This is a genomic window from Microbispora sp. ATCC PTA-5024, assembly GCF_000511135.2.
Taxonomy (GTDB): domain Bacteria; phylum Actinomycetota; class Actinomycetes; order Streptosporangiales; family Streptosporangiaceae; genus Microbispora; species Microbispora corallina.
Genome location: NZ_KI866522.1, coordinates 1,539,354 through 1,555,243 on the forward strand (window position 1 = coordinate 1,539,354; position 15,890 = coordinate 1,555,243).

At 70.9% G+C, this 15,890-nt stretch carries 9 protein-coding genes; 2 read left to right on the forward strand and 7 right to left on the reverse strand.

From position 1 onward, the window contains the following. Nucleotides 1-49 precede the first annotated feature (49 nt). From MPTA5024_RS41915 to MPTA5024_RS06865, 7 genes are all read right to left on the reverse strand, one after another. Entirely contained in the window at nt 50-2,935 is a 2,886-nt protein-coding gene (locus MPTA5024_RS41915) for a cellulose-binding domain-containing protein (RefSeq protein ID WP_051457782.1), read from the reverse strand. Between the two features lie 384 nt (nt 2,936-3,319). Then, nucleotides 3,320-5,659, reverse strand: a complete 2,340-nt coding sequence (locus MPTA5024_RS06840; RefSeq protein ID WP_036320850.1) for a beta-L-arabinofuranosidase domain-containing protein — start codon at nt 5,657-5,659, stop codon at nt 3,320-3,322. A gap of 620 nt (nt 5,660-6,279) precedes the next feature. Further along, complete coding sequence (locus MPTA5024_RS06845; RefSeq protein ID WP_051457783.1) at nt 6,280-7,455, reverse strand: glycoside hydrolase family 68 protein; 1,176 nt, start codon at nt 7,453-7,455, stop codon at nt 6,280-6,282. A gap of 103 nt (nt 7,456-7,558) precedes the next feature. Next, on the reverse strand, nt 7,559-8,515 hold the full coding sequence (locus MPTA5024_RS06850; protein WP_051457784.1) for an ROK family protein: 957 nt from the start codon (nt 8,513-8,515) through the stop codon (nt 7,559-7,561). Nucleotides 8,516-8,522: 7 nt separating this feature from the next. Next, entirely contained in the window at nt 8,523-9,347 is an 825-nt protein-coding gene (locus MPTA5024_RS06855; RefSeq protein WP_036320852.1) for a carbohydrate ABC transporter permease, read from the reverse strand. Continuing rightward, complete coding sequence (locus tag MPTA5024_RS06860) at nt 9,344-10,246, reverse strand: carbohydrate ABC transporter permease (protein ID WP_198166982.1); 903 nt, start codon at nt 10,244-10,246, stop codon at nt 9,344-9,346. Before MPTA5024_RS06860 ends, MPTA5024_RS06855 begins: the two co-directional genes overlap by 4 nt. Nucleotides 10,247-10,299: 53 nt before the next feature. Beyond that, entirely contained in the window at nt 10,300-11,658 is a 1,359-nt protein-coding gene (locus tag MPTA5024_RS06865) for an ABC transporter substrate-binding protein (RefSeq protein ID WP_036323473.1), read from the reverse strand. Nucleotides 11,659-11,799: 141 nt separating this feature from the next. On the opposite strand from MPTA5024_RS06865, the gene MPTA5024_RS06870 reads away from it, so the two are divergent. Together MPTA5024_RS06870 and MPTA5024_RS06875 are read left to right on the forward strand one after the other, a co-directional pair. Next, nucleotides 11,800-12,855, forward strand: a complete 1,056-nt coding sequence (locus MPTA5024_RS06870; RefSeq protein ID WP_036320854.1) for a LacI family DNA-binding transcriptional regulator — start codon at nt 11,800-11,802, stop codon at nt 12,853-12,855. An 883-nt stretch (nt 12,856-13,738) separates the two neighbouring features. Next, entirely contained in the window at nt 13,739-15,832 is a 2,094-nt protein-coding gene (locus MPTA5024_RS06875; protein WP_198166983.1) for a family 43 glycosylhydrolase, read from the forward strand. Nucleotides 15,833-15,890 lie beyond the last annotated feature (58 nt).

Consider the following 15,890-nt stretch of genomic DNA (forward strand, 5'->3'; position numbering starts at 1 on the left):
ACGGTCCGGGGGCGGGACGGATCCCGCCCCCGGACCGGGGTCGGCCGTCTCAGCGGACGCCGATGGTGCGGCTCCCGAGAGACTTGGGCGCGGTGGCGGGGCTGCCGCCGACCGGCCAGAAGGGCAGGGACGTGGTGGGAGCCGAGGCCCGCTGGATCAGGTAGGACGTGCCGGCCTGCGCGGGGATCGCGATCGTCGTCCCCGTCTGGTTGCTCAGCACCGTGGTCCCCGAGCCGTCGACGACCGTCACGTTCTGGCCGGGCCAGGGGTTGCGGACGTTGACCGTGCCGGTGGCCCCGGCCTCGACCGCGACCGTGACCAGGGTCCCGTTGCGGATCTGGACGTCGGCCTTGCCCTTGTGCTGGATGTACACGGTGCCGTCGGCGTTCCAGCCGCTCGGCCAGCCGGGGGCGATGCGCAGTGTGCCGTCGTAGTCCTGCACCAGGCCCTCGGTCACCGCCGCGGCCGTCACGCCCAGCTGCTCCAGGTAGGGGTTTGTCAGCTTTGAGGGATCCCAGCTGGCGAACCCGTTCTGGAACACCTGGTACTTGTTGATGTTGGCGATCAACGCCGTGCGCATCTCGGCGCCCAGTCCCAGCCGTGCCGCCTGCAGCGCGTCGAAGCTCCAGTCGGTCTCGGTGATGTAGCTGCGGTGGCTGAAGGTGCGCTTGGCCAGGTCGGACTGGTTGCCGCTGTCCCCGATCAGGTTGTACGGCCACACCGGCTCAAGGCCGAGGTTCTCCACGTTGTGCTTGGCCGCCGTGGGCTGCGCCGACAGGGCCAGCATGTCGTTGCCGGCGGAGTCCGCGGAGGGGGACAGCACCTGGGTCTGCCCGAAGTCGGTGCGGGGCAGCGGCCGGATCTTCGGGATCGCCGCCTGCAACTGGCTGACCAGTGAGGCGTCCACGCCGAGGATCTGGGCCGCCTGCGCGGTGACCGGGAACAGCGCCTGCATCGCGGTGACGTCCGTGATCGGGTCGTTCACCGACCACTGGGTCTCATGCGCGTTGGAGTGGGTGTGCAGCAGGCCGTCCGACCCGGTCGTGGCGTGCGACAGCAGGAACCTGGCCGAGTCCCGCATCAGCGGGTAGTTCGCCGACAGGAACGCCCTGTCGTCGGTGGCCAGGTAGGTCTGCCACACCCACAGCCCGATCTCCGCGCCGGAGGTGACGGTCTGGGAGTTGTAGGAGGGCGCGATGGTCGAGTCGCAGGACTCGTTGCCCGAATACCAGGTGCCGTTGCCGTTGAACCGCATCGTCTCCGGCACGCAGATCCCCTGGTGCCCGGGGTAGTGGGCGCTCGTCCAGGCCGTGATGTTGGACAGGTTGTTCCGGTAGAGGGTGAACATCGGCGAGTTCAGGGAGAACGCGCCGGCCGACAGGTTGGCCTGGATCATCATCCGCAGGTTCCAGAACCAGTACCCGGCCGGGTACCACGGCTGGGTGTCCTGGCCCACATTGAACAGGTTCGCCTCACCGGCCTGGGTGCCCGGGAAGGTGTCCCGGTTGCTCGCCGCCATGGCGAACAGGTAGAGCGTCCGCATGTTCTCGAAGTACTCGCCCGACCCGTCACTGGACGTGATCTTGATCAGGCCGACCGAGTTCCAGTAGTCGTGCCACCACGACAGCGTGCTCGCCGCCAGGTCCGCCGAACCCCGGGTCAGGTCGCCGCCCAGCAGGCCGGTCGCGGTGGTCATCGCGTTGCCGCCCTTCCAGGTCGGGGACACCACGATGACCCGGAACGACCCGTCGCTGTTGGGCTGGAAGCTCACCTGCGCCGTTCGCGAGTCCGGGGTGGAGGCTCGCACGTTGCGCCCGCCCGCGCTGACGCCCGCGAGGACGCCGAAGGTCTGCCCGGAGGTGCCGCCCCCGCAGCAGTCGGTCCAGGTCTCCGACAACGTCGCCACCGAGCCCGACGCCTGGGCGCTGGGGTTGCGCGGGCTCCACAGCTTCACCTGCGCGGTCTGGCTGGAGTTGGGGTCGGCTCCGGTCACGTCCACCACCAGCTGGGCGGTGTCGGCCCGCACATAGGCCTTCAGCGTCATCCCGCCGCCGGACTCGTACAGCGTCCCGTCGTACAGGTCGAGGTAGCCCCTGAAGTCGGAGGCCCCGGTCAGCCGGCTCAGCCCGGGGATGACCACCTGGCCGGGCGACTTGCGGTCCGGCATCGTGTCGTTGCGGTTCAGCTGCGCGGTGAACCCGTTCGCCCCCCACGCGGCCACGCCCAGCGTGCCGTTGCCCAGCGGGACGAACTGGCTCGAGCTCGTGTTGGCGTGCGCGAGCACGATGTCCGACCGCCGCACCACGTTCGGGGTGTCCACCGCGAATCTCCCGTTCTGCCACGCGGTCGACGTGCCGGTCGGGGACACCGACGGGCTCGGCGACGGGCTGGGGCTGGGAGACGGGCTCGGCGAGGGAGAGGGTGACGGTGAAGGGCTCGGTGACGGGCTCGGGGACGGCGAGGGAGACGGTGAAGGTGAGGGGCTGGGGGACGGCGACGGCGTGGGGCTCGTGGTGACGCCCCCGGTGCAGGCGACGCCGTTGAGCGCGAAGGCGGCGGGCACCGGGTTCGCCGAGTTGTTCCAGGTGCCGTTGAAGCCGAAGCTGGTGCTGCCGCCGGCGGGGATGGCGGCGTTGTAGCCGGCGTCGTTCACGGTGACCTGGGAGCCCGACTGGGTGACCGAGCCGTTCCACAACTGGCTGACGGTCTGCCCGGCGGTGAACGACCAGGTCAGCTTCCAGCCGTTGACCGGGTCGCCCAGGTTGTCGATCGTCACGTTGGCGCCGAAGCCGCTCTGCCACTGACTGCTGATCGTGTAGGTGACCCGGCATGCCGTGGCGGCATGGGCCGCCAGCGCGGGGGTGAGGGCGCCGGCCACGGCGACGCCGGCGACCACGGCCAGCGCCGGCCGTAGCCGGGAGAAGATGAAACGCATCTGGGTCCTTCGGAGCGAGGGGTGGATTCAGGAGCAGGAGTCCGCACGGCCTCCCATGTGGATGGCCCGCACTGGGCCGGCCGCCCGGATGGCGAGGTCAGGCATGCGTGATCCGGCGGGGAGCGGGCCGCGCTCCGCCGGTCGTACGGCCCTGCGCATGGCATGTCTGCTCCGCTCATCGAGAGTCCACGACGCCCGCCTGGTCGGGCCGCCCGCGGCGCGTGCATCTCGGCCTCGTCGCCCACCCGGCGCGGCAGTGCACGGTCCCGCCCTCGCGGGTGGCCTGACGGCCCGCCGTGTCGCTGTGGAAACCGGCGCGGTCCGCTCGCCCCATCGCCCGTAAGCGAGCGGACCGCGCCGTCCCCCCGGGGGAGACGTGCTCTGTCAGCCGTTGCGCACGAGCCGCCACCGGTTTCCGGCGGCGCCGTCGTCCGGACGCTGGACGGCGAAGGCGCCGGCCGAGGCCGACCCGTTCTGGATGCCCAGCAGCTTGCCGCTGTTGACGTTGCGGATCTTGTACGTCCCGTCGCCCTGGTCGGCGAGGGTCCACCGGTGGTCGGCCGTGCCGTTGTCCGACCACTGGAGGATGCTCGCGTTGTCCGCGGTGGACATGTTCTGAACGCCGAGGACCTTGCCGCTGTTGACGTTGCGGAGCCGGACCGCGGAGCCGTCCGTGACCATGACCCAGTTGTGGTCGGCGGTGCCCGAGTCGTACCACTGCAGGGCGAGGCCGCCGTCGGCCGTGGACATGTTCTGGATGCCGAGCACCATCCCGCTGCCCACGTTGACCAGGCGGTAGTTGGCGGTTCCGCCGCTGCTCTGGCCGTTGGCGTTCCAGTAGACGGTGTAGTTCATGTTCTGCGCGTCGTAGAACGGGACCAGGTTGACGGTGGAGCCGTTGGCCGTGGCGGTGAACGCGAGCGTCGTGCTCCCGGTACGGGTGATCGACGAGGTGGTGAGCGACGGCAGCGCGCTGAGCCCGGTGTTGCCGTAGTTTCCGGCGAGCACCACCGGACCGTAGGTGATGGCGGAGACGTTCGCGTTGTCGTTGGCCGCCCGCATGATCACCTTCATCGGGAGCCGGACGGTGACCGTGTCGCCACTGGTCCACGACCGGGTGAGCGTGGCGTAGGAGCCCGGGGTGGCGGCGATGTTCTGCGCGCTCCCGTTGACGCTGATCGTGGCCCCGGTGGTCCAGGCCGGGATCCGGATGCGCATCGACCACGTCCCGCCGGCGTTGCCGCTCACGGTCAGCGTCGTGGTGTCGGCGGCCGGGTACGACGTGGTCTGGGTGACCGTGATCCCGCGCTGGGTCCAGTCGAGCACCGACGGCATGAACAGGTTCACGATCAGCGTGGTGTCGTCGTGGAAGTAGATGGAATCCATCAGCTTGGTCTGCATCTCCAGGCCGGTGCCCTGGCAGCACCACATCGAGGTGTAGTCGGTGCTCCAGGTGCCGCCGCCCCACGCCGGCCCGACTCCCCTGCGGCCCCCCGGATTGAGCGGGGTGAAGTAGGTGATGTGCCCGTGGCTGTCGGCCGGGTTCTGCTGGCCGATCATCTGGTTGAGCAGCGCCCGTTCGAAGTAGTCGACCAGCTCGACCCGGTCCGGGGTGAGGGTGTACAGCTCCCGGGTGAGCTTCAGCATGTTGTAGGTGTTGCAGCTCTCACAGGTGTCGTTGGTGAGGTACGCCGCGATGGCGTTCGGCGCGTGGAAGTGCTCCGCCTGGCTGTTGCCGCCGATCACGTAGCTGTGCGCGTTGACGGTGATGGTCCAGGCGTTGAGGGCGATGTCCCGGTAGCGGGTGGTGCCGGTCGCCTTGTACGCCCGTGCGGCGCCGATCCACTTGGGGACCTGGGTGTTCGCGTGCAGGCCGTTGAGCTGGTCCTGGCCGGCGGCGAGCGGGTTGAACACCGCGGCGTGGTCGAACCGCTGCGCGACGGTCAGCCAGCGGGAGTCGCCGGTGTACTGGTACAGGTCGATCAGGACCGCCATCATGCCGCCGTGCTCGGTGCCCAGCACCGACTGCATCTGGCTGTAGCTCAGCCGGCCGGTACGCCCGTCGACCCAGGCGGCCATCCGCAGCAGCACATCCCGGGCCTGGGTGTCGTCCATGATGCGCCACACGTCGAGCAGCCCGGCCATGGTCTTGTGAATCACGTAGTACGGCACGTTGCCGTTGGTCCCCTGGCCCGCCTCCATCTTGGCGAAGTCGGACTCCGGGAAGGCGGACAGGTACCCGGCGCCGAATCCGGCGGCACTGTTGTTTGCCTGACACTTGGCGAACTCCGCCACCATGTAGGTGGCCTTGTCCCGGCACGTGGTGTCGCCGGTGACCGCCCACGCCTGTGCCCAGGCAGTGAGGAAGTGCCCCTGCATGTGCCCGCGGAACGGGAAGTTCGGCGCGTCCCAGCCGCCGTTGGAGGCGGCGCCGTTGGTGGACAGCCTGTGGTTGGCCCGGAAGTTGTACAGCAGCCGGTCCGCGTCGACGAAGCGCAGATAGTTAAGCGTGCGGTTCTGGTTGTCCATCCACCGGCTCGCGGTCAGCCGCACCTGGCCCATGTCGAACGCGGACGCGGAGACGCCGGTCTCCCCGCGCACGGGGTTGACGGTCGCCTGCGCGGCTCGCACCCCCACGGCGGATTCGACGGCGGACCCCACCGCGGCGACGGCCGCCATCCCGGTGGCCTGCAGGAGCCGTCTGCGGCTGATGAAGGACGACATGAAACGCGCCTTTCGTACTCGGGAGTGCGGGCTCGATCGCCGGCGAATGGGCGCGGTACGGCACGGGTGGGCCGCCGTCGGCACGTCACCGGGCCACCCGCATCGACGCTGTTAGCGCTAACAACGACCCCCGTGAGCCTCCCGCGAGCGGAGGTGCGCGGAGATGAGCCGATGGCACGACGTCAGCCGAGCCTCATGGGCGCGCGAACACCGGTGGGTGCGTTGTTATCGTTAACATCCTCCGGCCGGTCCCGGCTGCGGCTCCGGTCACGGACGGGCGGGTGGTGGTACCCGCAGCCAACTCCGGCACGAGGGGCACGTCAACGTACGGCCTCCGCCCGTGACACGCCCGGGCCACGAACCCCGCCCTGGCCTGGGTCTTCCGATGGGAGGCCGCGTGACCGCCCCGGGCCCGGGGTGAAATTTTCAGCTGGGAGCGCGCCGTCCCGCACCGGCCGTTCGCCCGCGCGAGCGCCCGGTGGGAGCGCTCTGCTCCCACCGGGCGCGGCGTCGACGCGGGCGCTCAACCTCACGGAGCCCCTCCCGATTGGGGCGCCCGATGTGCGCTCCGCTCGCGGCCCCTCCCGGAGGTGGGCGCACGCCCGATGCGGGCGCTCAGCTCACCGAGCCCCCTCCCGAGCGGGGGCCACGATGGAGGTGCGCGTTCCGTCCAGGGTGAGCTCCAGGACCGGGGCGATCGTCCCGCCGAAACCGGCGCGGGCCTCGGCGGCCTCCGCCTTCCACGGGTCTCCCCCGGCGACGGGCCGGTAGTTGAGGAACCCGACCACCTGACGGTCGGGCAGCACCACCCACGCGTACGCCTGGTCGATCTGCTCGGAGGGGTTGCGGAGCACCAGCCCCGACCCGTTGAGGGGGGTGTACGGGCCTGTGAGGGCGGGGGCGACGAAGCCGTAGAGCCCGGTGAACCCGCTCCCCGGCGGGTGGAACCCGTAGCGCTGCGCCGAGAAGAAGAGATAGTACGACGAGCCGTGGACCACGACGTGCGGCCGTTCGATCTCGTGGTGGACACCGTCGACGACGAGGAGGGGCGGCTGGAGCGACCAGCCGCCGGTCCGGGAGCCAGCGGCGAGGGCCACGGCGCCCATGAAGCCGTCCCCGTACGCGACGGACGCGGCGACGAGCAGGTACTCCCGACCGTCGGCGGGGTCGCGGAACCAGCCGGGATCGCGGAAGGCCCTGATCTGCCCCGGCCCCCCGTCGATCTCGTCGGCCGGCAGGTACATGCGCCCGTCGGAACGCAGCACCACGCGGTGCTCGGCCCCCGGGTCGAGCCGGACACCGCCGCCGTCGGACACCAGACCGCCGCGCGCCTCGACGACGCACTGCGCGAACGTCGGCCGCGCCTCGCCCCGCCGCCCGGCCGCGGTGTAGAACACCGACACCGTGCCGTCGGACCGGCGGACCGCCGATCCCGACCACTCGCGGCTGCCGGGCGAGGCGCCGTCTGCGAAGGCGTCCCCCAGGTCCGTCCAGCGGTCGCCGTCCTTCGCGAGCAGCCGGATGCGGGCCCGGTCGTGGCGCGCCTCGGGATGGCCGGCGGCGGGCGCGGACAGCGCCATCCAGAGCTCCCGGTCGGCGACCACCGACGTCGAGCCGTCCTCGTCCTGGATCGGCCACAGGTCCCAGATGTCGTGGTGCGGCAGCACGCGCGGCTGAACCGCGAAGTCGATGAGCGGCGCCGTTGTCGCACTCCCGGCGCCGTCGGCGCCCCCCGCGCTCGCGGCGAGCAGGTCACGGTGCCGTCGCGTCCACCGCGCCGCCGGTTCGCCGTTCACGCGGCGCCCTCGCGGCGGCCGCGGCCGCCGGCCGCCTGGACGGAGCCCGCCAGTGGCGCCGCCCCCTCGCCACGCCCCCGATAAGCCATTCGACAACCTCCAGTCATGCGCGCCGGGCGCTTCCCCGCGCGTCGTCGTCAACCGCTGACCCAGGCGAGCCCGCGTCCGGCGCGAGCTCGCGGGCGAGTTCGACGGCCCCGGTGATCCCCGAACGGCCGCCGAGGGAGGGCCCGACCACGTAGGCGGCCGTCGCCGCCGGGTCGGTCAGGGCCGGTGTGGCCGGGTAGCCGGCGGCGAGATCGAGCACCTTCGCCCGCACCGCCGGCAGCAGGGACGGGTGGGCCGCCACGCCCCCGCCCACGACGACCCGCTCGGGCGACAGGGCGTACGTCAGGGTGAGGACGGCCAGGGCCAGGTAGTCGGCCTCGAGGTCCCACGCCGACGGGTCGTCCAGGTGCTCGGCGGGTCGTCCCCACCGCCGGCGCATCGCCTCGCCGGACGCGAGCCCTTCCAGGCAGTCGCCGTGAAAGGGACAGCTGCCCGCGAACGGGTCGCGCACCGCGTCGCGGGGGACGCGGATGTGGCCGAACTCGGGATGCAGGAGACCGTGCACCGGCCGGCCGTTCACAAGGACGCCCACCCCGATCCCGGTGCCCACGGTCATGTACGCGAACGTCGTGAGCCCGGCGGCCGCTCCCCGCCGCCACTCCCCCAGCGCCGCGGCGTTCACGTCCGTGTCGACCTGGACGGGGACGCCGAGCGCGGCGCGCAGCGGCGACACGATGTCCGTGTCCGCCCAGCCGGGCTTGGGAGTGCTCGTGATGTGGCCGTACGACGGCGAGCCGGGCCGCAGGTCGATCGGGCCGAAGCTGCCGACGCCGATCGCGGCGAGCGGTTCGTGACGCCGGAGGAACCGCACCGCGCCGCCGAGGGTCGCCGCGGGGGTCGTCGTGGGGATCACCTCGGTGTCGGTGATCCGCCCTCCGGCGTCGGCGACCGCGCACACCCATTTCGTCCCGCCCGCCTCGATGCCTCCGTAGACGGGCGATGTGCCGCTCATCGCCGTGTCATCCCTTCAGCGAGCCCTGCAGCAGGGCCGTGACGAAGCGGCGCTGGAAGATCATGAAGATCACGAGCGTGGGCGCAAGGATCAGCAGCGACCCGGCGGACAGCAGGGGGATGTCGGTGCCCCACTGCCCCTGGAAGGCCCCCAGAGCGCCGGACATCGTCCGTTTCATCGGGTCGTCGACCAGCACGATCGCGAGGAGGAACTGGTTCCAGGTCCACAGGAACAGCAGGATGCCCAGGGACGAGAGCGCCGGCATGGCCAGCGGGACGTGGACGCGCCAGAACAGCTGCCACACGTTCGCGCCGTCGATCCGCGCGCTCTCGGACAGCTCCTCCGGCATGTTCACGAAGTGCGCCCGCATCCAGAAGACGGCGAACGGCATGAACAGCCCGATGAGCGGCAGGATGATGGCCCACCTCGTGTTCAGCAGGCCCATGTCGCGCACCTGGTAGTACAGCGGCGTGATGATGCCCTCGAACGGCAGCGTCAGGCCGAGCACGAACGTCAGGAACGCCAGGTTGCGCCCGGCCATCCGGAGGTGGCCGATGGCGAAGCCCGCCAGCGTCCCCAGCAGGAGCGAGACGGGGACCACGCCGAGGACGATGAGCGTGCTCGACTTCAGCAGCTCGCCCATGTGCGCGGCCCGGAACGCCTCGGCGAAGTTGCCCCAGTGCGGGTCGCGCGGCCAATCGAGGCCCGGAGGGTAGCTGCCCGACGGGTGCAGAGCCGTGACGAACAGGCTGACGAACGGCATGACCGTGATCGCCATCAGCAGGACGAGCAGCAGCCGCCCGGTCCACGCCTCGCGACGTCCGACGATCATGATGTCCTGTCCTTAGTGAGCCACTGGACGGGGAGCGCGCAGGCGAGGACCAGCACCATGAGCACGACGGCCAGCGCCGAGGCCATGCCCACCTGCCGTTCGGAGAAGGCGAGGTAGTAGATCTCGAGGCCGGGGACCATGGTGGAGTTGCCCGGGCCGCCCTGGGTCGCGATGAAGACGATGTCGAAGCTGGCCAGCGCCGCGATCACGGTCACCGTGACGCAGACGCCGATCTCCTGCCGCAGGCTGGGCACGGTGATCGAGAAGAACTCCCGCAGCGGCCCGGCGCCGTCCATGCGGGCGGCCTCGTAGACCGCCGGATCGATCTTGCTCAGTCCGGCCAGGAGGAGGATCGTGCACAGGCCGAGCAGCACCCAGGCGCCGATCACGCCGACCGCCGGCAGGGCGGTGGAGAAGTCGCCCAGCCAGGCCCGCGTCACGCCGCCGAGGCCGAGGTGCGAGAACACCTGGTTGACCAGGCCGTTCGACGAGAGCAGCCAGCTCCACGCGATGCCGGCCGCCACGAGCGGGATGACCTGCGGCAGGAACAGGACGGTCCGGGCCACGAGCGCGAGCCGGCTGGTGGCGATGCGCCGGATCGTCGAGGCGATCGCCAGGCCCAGCACCACCGGGATCGCGCTGAAGAACACGATCAGCTTGAAGGCGTTGAGGATGGAGTCGAACAGGTCGGGGTCGGTGAAGACCTTCACGTAGTTGTCCAGCCCCGCCCACGTAGACGGGCCGATGCCGTCCCAGCGGTAGAGCGAGTACTGGAAGGTCAGGACGATCGGCCGCAGCACGAACACCGCGTAGACGGCGAGCGCCGGAGCGACGAACAGCCAGCCGACCCAGCTGGGGGTGCGGAGCCCCGCCGCCGGGGCGGGGCTCCTCTTCTTCACCACGGCCGCCGGCCCGCGCCGGGTCCCGATGGGATCGACCGCACCATCGATGCTCAGCTCCCCCCGACCTGGCTCTTGTAGTCGCTCTGCACCGAGGTCAGCAGCCCGTCCGGGGTCTGCTGGCCGGCGACGAGCTTCTGCAACTGCGGGGTCCAGCTCTTGGCGTAGATCGCGCCCGTGGCGTTGGCGATGAAGTCCATCGCGCCGTTGTCCTTGGAGACGTCCGCCCCCGCCTGGAGCGTGCTCGCCGTGACCGTGCCCTCGGCGACGTCCGGCATGTGGGCGTCGGCCGGACCCATGGGGTGGGAGCCGCCGACCTTCACCGCGATGTCCCTGGCCTGCGGGTCGGTGGCCACCCAGTTGAGGAAGAACGCCGCGCAGTCGGCGTTCTTGGCGCGCGACCCGATCCCGTACGTGAGCGGGGCGGACATCGCCGCCAGCTTGCCGCCCTTCTCGGCCGGAGGCATCAGGAAGAAGCCGACGTCTCCCGGCATCTGCTTGTCGAGGTTGCCCGACTCCCAGTCGCCGTTGAACATGAACAGGCCCTGGCCGCCGATGAAGCGGCTCATCATCGTCGCGTAGTCGACCGCGTTGACGTCCTTCCAGAAGTACCCGGCCTTGATCCACTGGTCGAGGTGCTGGGTCGCCTTAAGGTTGGACGGCGTGTCGATCGTGGCGCCCGGCTTCTGGAAGATCCAGTCGTTGATCGGCGCGGCGGGGCCGTACGAGGCCATGAGGTCCTGGAGCGGGAACGCGAGCCCGCCCGTGGCCCCGCCGTTGAACTGGGCGATGGGCGCGATGCCCGCGTCCTTGGCCTTCGCGAGCGCGGCGTCGAGCTCCGCCAGCGTCGTGGGCGGGGACGACATCCCGATCTTCGCCGCGAGCTTCTTGTTGTAGAAGACGCCGGTCATGCTGAAGTTCAGCCCCATGGCGTAGAGCGAGCCCTCGCCGCGCGTCTTCCCGCCCGGGCCGAGTCGCATCTGCTGGAGCTGCGAGGCCGGCCAGGAGTCCCAGCCGAACGCCTTCGCGTAGCCGTCGAGGTTCTTCAGCAGGCCGTCCTTGACCAGCTCGGAGACCTGGGGAAGCCGCATGAGGTCCGGCGGGTCGTCCGCGAGGACCCGCGGGGCGTTCTGGGTGATCACCGCAAACTGGTCCTCGCGGATGCTCCACTTCACGTTCGGGTGCTGCTTGGTGAACTCGGTGCTGAGCTCTTTCGGCAGGGGGAAGCCGGTCTCGATGTACGCCTTCAGCGTGACCGGTGCCGTGCCGCAGGTCGGGGTGGTCGAGACGGGCGTGCCGCCGGCCTCCGTCTGGGGGGCGTCGCCGCCGGGCGCCCCACAGCCCGCAGCGAGCGCCCCCACGACGACCATCAGCACCGCACCGTTCCAGCGGTTGCGAACTCGACGCGACATCTGCGTCTCCTTCATAGATCGGGGACTCGCCGCTCAGGCCGGATGCCCCGGGACTCAGGTTTGCTAAATCGGATTAGCAATGCGATAGTCTCACCATGCGTGTCGCAGGGTGTCAACCCCCACAACGCAGGAGGTCACTCGGTGAGCCCACGACGGGTCACGCTGGCCGACGTCGCCAAGATCGCCGGCGTCTCCCCGACCACGGCGTCGCTCGTGTTGTCCGGCCGGGGCCGGGAGCTGCGCATCTCGCATGACGTCGAGCAGCGCGTCATCAAGGCCGCGGACGAGTTGCAGTATCGGCCCAACATAGTCTCCGTGGGGCTGCGCACCGGCACGACGCGGACCATCGGGTTCGTCTCGGACACGGTCGCGACCTCGCGGCTCGCCGGCGACATGATCAAAGGGGCGCTCGAGGCCGCGCGCGAACGCGGAGTGATGCTGTTCATCGGTGAGACGGAGGGGGAGTCCGAGCTGGAGCGCAACCTGCTCCAGGCGATGCACGACCGTCAGGTGGACGGGATCATCCTCGCCTCGATGTTCACGAGGACCATCAAGGTGCCGAAGGGGATGACGGCCGCCCCCGCGGTCCTGCTCAACGCGCTTCCCCGGCAGCCGTCTCCCCTGCCCTCGGTCGTCCCCGACGAGATCGAGGCCGGCCGCACCGCCGCGCGCGTCCTGCTCGACGCCGGGCACCGCGACGGCATCCACCTGATCGGCGCCGGCCCGGGCACGCGCAACATCCCCACCGGAAGCGTCGCGGCCGTGGAACGGCTCCTCGGCATCCGTGAGGAGCTGGGCGCGGCGGGGGTCAAGCCGGCCGGCGCCCGCGTCTGCCCCGACTGGCTGCCGGAGTACGGCCTCGACGCCACCCGCGCGCTGCTGGAGACCGAGCGTCCCCGCGCCCTGATCTGCTTCAACGACCGCATCGCGCTCGGCGCCTACCAGGCGCTCGACGACTTCGGGCTGAAGGTGCCCGCGGACGTGTCCGTCGTCTCGTTCGACGACCACCCCATCGCCGCGTGGATGCGCCCCAAGCTGACGACTGTGGCCCTCCCCCACTACGAGCTCGGCCGCGCGGCCGTCGACGTCCTGTTCGCGGAGATGGGGCGGGACGACGAGGACCCCGGCCGCGAGGGCGAGGTGCGCCGGATCCCGATGCCGGTCCGCCTCCGCGAGTCCGTGGCCCCGCCCGCCTGACGCCCCCGCCCCACACTCGCGCCTGACGGGCCGCATCCGCCACGACGCCCCCACCCGACGCCGCCGTCGCTTTCCGTCGCGACCCCCACCCGACGCCGCCGTCGCTTTCCGTCGCGACCCCCACCCGAGGCCGCCGTCGCTTTCCGTCGCGACGCCCCAGCCGCGGTCACGCCCGCGACCCGGCCCGGCGGCCACCGGCCCCCTGGCCTCGCTCGCGCCGCGGCGCCGTCCCGGCCGGTGGCGGGCGTGAACGTTTCACCTTCGGTGCCCGTGCCGGCGGGTGCGGGCGGCCGCGATCGCCCCAGATGAGCCGGGGTCCGGCGCCGCCCGGGCCCGTCGCGCCGCGCCGCGGTTCCCTTGACGGCGCCCCCGGGCGCGTATTTTGCTCCGCCACGACCCGTCCCGCGCGTACGGAGAGGAGCCCGAAGGACCTCAACGGCGAAACCTGATGCGAAGCGATCTCTACGTAGTAAGTTGGCCCCACCTTCGAATGCCCGGCAGGCTCAGGCCCGGACGTCCGGAGTGCGGCGGGACCTCGGGGCGTCGGTACGACGCGGTCCTTCCTCATGCACAGGATCGATCGCGCGTTCTTCCGACGGGGAGGTTCTCCGTGTTCCGAAGGCCGGCCCGCGGGCCCTGCCGCACCGGCGCAGGTCATGCGCCCAGTGCGCCGCCCGCCCTGCGGGGACGTCGGCGCAGACGACCGTCCGCACGACGCTTCTCGTCCCCCCTCGCCTGATCCGCACGCCCCCGTTGTCCCCGTCGCCGAGATGTTAGCGCTAACAGCGACAGCGGGCGGTTACGGACCACGGGAGGCGCCGGCGAGCAGGGCGCACCGGAACAGCGGCCGCATTCGATGGATCCACCCCCTTGGAGGATTTCCTTGTCCATCACCCGCCATCGACGCTGGCTCGCCGCCGCGATGGCCGCCGCGCTCGGTGCCGCCGGAATCGTGACCGCCGGCTCCGCCCACGCGGCCGCCGGATGCCGGGTCACCTACTCGGTGACCAACCAGTGGCCCGGCGGTTTCGGCGCCAACGTGACGATCGACAACCTGGGCGACCCCGTCAACGGCTGGAAGCTGGCGTGGTCGTTCACCGCCGGGCAGACCATCACCCAGTTGTGGAACGGCAGCCACACCCAGTCGGGGTCGCAGGTGACCGTGAGCGACGCCGGGTGGAACGCCGCCATCCCGACCGGCGGCACCGCGAACTTCGGGTTCAACGGCAGCTGGAACAACTCCGCCAACCCCGTCCCCGCCGCGTTCACCCTGAACGGCACCCTGTGCACGGGAGGCGTCACGACCAGTCCCAGCCCCTCACCGAGCCCCTCACCGAGCCCGTCGCCGAGTCCCAGCCCGTCACCGTCGCCGAGCCCATCCCCCAGCCCGTCGCCCAGCCCCTCCCCAAGCCCCAGCCCCTCACCGAGCCCGTCCCCCAGCCCGTCGCCGTCGCCGTCGGGGCCGTGGCCGCCGTCGTCGACGTACTCGAACCCGGTGCTGTGGGAGGACCTGGCGGACGCGGACGTGATCCGGGTCGGCGACACCTACTACTACTCGGCCTCCACGATGCACTACTCCCCCGGCGCGCCGATCCTGCGCTCCTACGACCTGGTGCACTGGGAGTTCGCCGGGCACTCGGTCCCCACGCTCGACTTCGGGTCCAAGTACGACCTGAACGGCGGACGCGCCTACGTCAACGGCGTGTGGGCCTCGTTCCTGAACTACCGCAAGAGCAACAAGACCTTCTACTGGGGCGGCTGCATCGACTTCTCCAAGACCTACATCTACACCGCGACGTCGGTCGAAGGCCCCTGGAACCGGCACACCACGATCAACAACTGCTACTACGACGCCGGGCTGCTGATCGACGACGACGACACCATGTACGTGTCGTACGGCAACACCGGCATCAGCGTTGCGCAGCTGTCCGCGGACGGGAAGACCCAGGTCCGCGCCCAGCAGGTGTTCCAGACCCCGTCCGACGTGGGGACGCTGGAGGGGTCGCGCATGTACAAGATCAACGGTAGCTACTACATCTTCCTCACCCGCCCCGCCAACGGCCAGTACATCCTGAAGTCCAGCGGCGGCCCGTTCGGCCCGTACACGATGCGGCAGGTCCTGCTGAACATGTCCGGCCCGGTCTCCGGCGGCGGCGTCCCCCACCAGGGCGGGCTCGTGCAGACCCAGAACGGCGCCTGGTACTACATGGCCTTCCAGGACGCCTACCCCGGCGGCCGGGTCCCGGTGCTGGCCCCCATCACCTGGACCTCCGACGGGTGGCCCGTGGTGCAGACGGTGAACAACGCCTGGGGCGCCTCCTACCCCTATCCCAACGTCCCGCGCCCGCCCCGCGAGGTGAAGTCCCCGACCGGGACCGACACCTTCACCGGCACCGCCCTCGGGCCGGAGTGGGAGTGGAACCACAACCCCGACACCACGAAGTACAGCGTGGGCAACGGGCTGCGGCTGCAGACGGCCACCGTGACCAACGACCTCTACTCGGCGCGCAACACGGTGACCCACCGCATCCTCGGTCCTTCGTCCACGGCCACGATCCAGCTCGACTACTCCACGATGCGGGACGGGGACCGGGCCGGGCTGGCCATGCTCCGCGACTCGTCCGCCTGGATCGGCGTCCGCCGCGACAACGGTCAGACCCGCCTGGTCGCGACCAACAACCTCACCATGAACAGCAGCTGGCAGACGACCGGCACCGGGACCGAGGTGGCCTCCACACCGGTCTCCGGCGGGCGGATCTGGCTGCGGGTCAACGCCGACATCCGGCCCGGCACCGGGCGTCAGGCACGCTTCTCCTACAGCACCGACGGGGTGAACTTCACCTCCTTCGGGCCCGCCTTCACGATGGGCAACGCCTGGCAGTTCTTCATGGGCTACCGCTTCGCCATCTTCAACTACGCCACCCAGGCCCTGGGCGGCGCCGTCACCGTCAACCGTTTTGATCTGACCACACCCTGACACCCGGGACACCGGAGGCCTCCGGGGGCGCGCGACGCCCCCGGAGGCCTCCGGCTCA